Annotated in this window: 2 protein-coding genes; one reads left to right on the top strand and one right to left on the bottom strand. The window is 68.8% G+C overall.

All coding sequences use genetic code 11. The features are described from left to right. Window positions 1–51 precede the first annotated feature (51 nt). Window positions 52–1,140, top strand: coding sequence for a suppressor of fused domain protein (locus tag G3N99_RS37855; RefSeq protein WP_206124929.1), 1,089 nt, complete (start codon window positions 52–54; stop codon window positions 1,138–1,140). 25 nt (window positions 1,141–1,165) lie between these two features. Here G3N99_RS37855 and G3N99_RS37850 read toward each other — a convergent pair whose 3' ends face one another. Beyond that, window positions 1,166–2,521, bottom strand: a complete 1,356-nt coding sequence (locus G3N99_RS37850; RefSeq protein WP_206124928.1) for an allantoin permease — start codon at window positions 2,519–2,521, stop codon at window positions 1,166–1,168. Window positions 2,522–2,794 lie beyond the last annotated feature (273 nt).

The following is a 2,794-nucleotide window of genomic DNA, read 5'->3' as shown; positions in this document are numbered from 1 at the left end:
CCGCACTCACCGACACCACCCACCGGGACACCACCCGGGAGAGAGGGCCACATGACGGACGCTTCACACGACCCGCAGGACGGCGCAGCCGACGACAGCGCGCCTGGCTGGGACGCGATCGACGGCGCGCTTGCGCGCGTCTATCCGGGGCAGGAGCCGAAGCACTACGGCACGCTGCTCAAGTGGCGGCTCGGCGGCCGCGATCCGCTCGACGGGATCAGCGTGTGGAAGCGCACGGAGCCCGTGCCGCACTGGCATTTCGTCACGTACGGGCTGTCCGAGCTGTATGCGAAGGAGTCGGATGATCCGGCCGTCAGCGGCTTCGGATTCGAGCTGACGATGCGCGTCGCGTGCGGCGCCTCCGACGAAGAACCGCCGAACTGGGTGTTCAGCTTCCTGCAGAACCTCGCGCGCTACGTGTTCCAGAGCGGCAACGCGTTCGACGACGGTCACTGGATGACGGCCAACGGCCCGATCGCGCTCGATACCGATACGCAGCTCTGCTCGATGGGTTTCGCATTCGATCCGGAGCTGCCGGCGATCGATACGCCGCACGGCAGTCTGGCGTTCCTGCAGATCGTCGGGCTGACGCTCGACGAGGAGCGCGCCGCGAAACGCTGGCGCACGCGCGCGCTGCTCGACACGCTGCTGCCGCAGATGCCGCTATGGGTGACCGATCTCGGCCGCGCGTCGCTGCTCGAGCGCGCGGACGTGCGCGCCGCGGTCGACGCCGGTACGCAGCGCGACGGCTCGTCGAGCGGCTACCTGTTCACCGACGTGCTTGGATGGGAAACGCGCAAGCGGCTGCTGCGCGCGCCCGTGATCGAGATCACCGTCGGCGCGCGGCAGGTCGACGAACTGGTCACGCTGCTGCCGCTGCGGTTGCCGTTCGACCGGCCGTTCCGCCTGGTCGGTCATGACGGCGCGGTGCGGTTCGCGCACGGCGACGCGAACGGCGTGACCGACGAGGACGGCACGCTGACGCTGCAACTCACCGACGCGACGGTGCAGGCGCTGGCCCGCACGCTGCAGCCGCGCGCCGGCGAGTATGCGGTCGACGGGCTCGACGGCGTGCGCTGGCGCGTGGAGAAGACCGTGATCCGCGATGCGCAGGGCAACGCGGTGCAGACGATCGGATGAGGCACGGCGGCGCGCGGGCGTCCCGTCACGTATTGCGCACGAACCAGGTCCGCTTGGCCGTGCCCAGCAGTGCGCGATAGACCACCCACGACACGACGAACGTCGCGGGCGCCGACAGCGACGCGGCGAACCCCGTCGCCTGGTTCAGCGCGAGTCCAACGAACGCGCCGGCGAACCATGCGGTCAGCCCGCCCGGGTTGAAGGTCGGCACATGCGCGTCGCGGCATTCGACGTCGTCGCCGACGAGCTGCCCGTACCGGTCGGACAGGATGTGCGCGAGCGCGACGCCGACCCATGCGACGACGAAGATGCCCTGATACGCCAGCGCCTGCAGGATCCGCGAGAAGATGTCCGCCATCATCAGCGCATAGACGACCGCGCCGACCACGAGTGCCCACACGAACTTCGGCGCGCGCAGGCCGGCCACCTTCAGGAAGAACGCCTGCATGTTGACGGTCGCGAGGTAGTAGTTCGCGGTGTTGATCCGGGATTGCGTGACCCACACGAACAGCAGCCCCCACACCCCCATCAGCTTCAGCAGCGCGAGCACGACCGATACTTCGGAGAGCGTACCGAGCCCAGGAATCGTGCTGACGAGATAGATGCCGGCCGCGCCGTTGACGAGAAACGTGACGAGGTAGAACGGCATCCCGAAGTTGAAGCGGCCGTGATAACCCGCGTCCTCCTTGCGGCCGAAGCGCGCGTAGTCGAACGTGAACATCATCAGCACCCACACGCCCATGTAGTAGACGAAGCAGTGCCACCAGCCGCCGGCCGGCACGTTGCCGGCCGGCCCGAAATCGAGCCAGGCCGCGTTGTAGCCGTATTCGGCCGTCGCGAGCCCGACCGCCGCGAGCAGCCCGAGCAGGTAGAACGGCAGCAGCACGCCGTTGAACTTGTCGAGCCAGTGCTGCACGCTGCCGAACACGAGCGGCACGCTGTAGCAGACGACGATCAGCGCGGCCCATTTGTAGTCGAGCGCCGGAAACTGGTGATGCGCGGCAACCGCGATCACCGAGCCTTCGAACACCGCGTAGTAGATCGCCGTCGCGAAGAAGATCAGCGTCGCGAGCGCCGCGCCGGCGCTGCCGAACAGCACGCGCGAGAACAGCGCGACCGAGAGTCCCGTGCGGATCGCATAGCGGCTGATGATCGTGTTGACGAGGCCGTACGACACGACCGACAGCGCCATCCCGATCAGCGCGTTGCGCGCGCCGTAGGTGAGCGCGAGCGTGGCGCCCACGACGATGTAGAACACCGCGCTGCACACGGCCCACCACGCCATCGTCAGCGAAAAGGGCGGCATGCGCGCGTGGTCGGGAACGGCGAGCGTCGACAAGTCGAGATCCTCGTCGGGGCGGGCCTGAGCCAGGTTGGCCATGATCGTGCTCCTTGATGAGCGGAAACTGCGAACGACGTCTCGGCCGCGGCACATGCGATCCGCAGGGTTGCCCCGACGTCGGGCGGGCAACCGGTTCGGCAGGAACGGAAACAGCACGCAGGCGTCCCCGCCGCGCGGCGCTCGGCCGCGCGGACGGAAAACGGACAGCGAAAAGAGGGGGTGACCCATGGCGCCCGGCGCGCGAGCCGGGCGCCCGGTGCTCAGTCCCGCAACACGGCGCGCAGCAGCGCGAGGCGCCGCTGGTACTCGCGG

Origin of the sequence: Burkholderia sp. Ac-20392, assembly GCF_017104585.1 — a bacterium.
GTDB lineage: Bacteria > Pseudomonadota > Gammaproteobacteria > Burkholderiales > Burkholderiaceae > Burkholderia > Burkholderia lata.
Note: the sequence above shows the minus strand (reverse complement) of the source record. Positions and strands in the feature narration are given on the sequence as shown.

Excerpts from the sequence above, each read along its gene's own strand:
- G3N99_RS37855 (WP_206124929.1), top strand. The coding sequence starts at position 52 with ATGACGGACGCTTCACACGACCCGCAGGACGGCGCAGCCGACGACAGC.
- G3N99_RS37850 (WP_206124928.1), bottom strand. The coding sequence starts at position 2,521 with ATGGCCAACCTGGCTCAGGCCCGCCCCGACGAGGATCTCGACTTGTCG.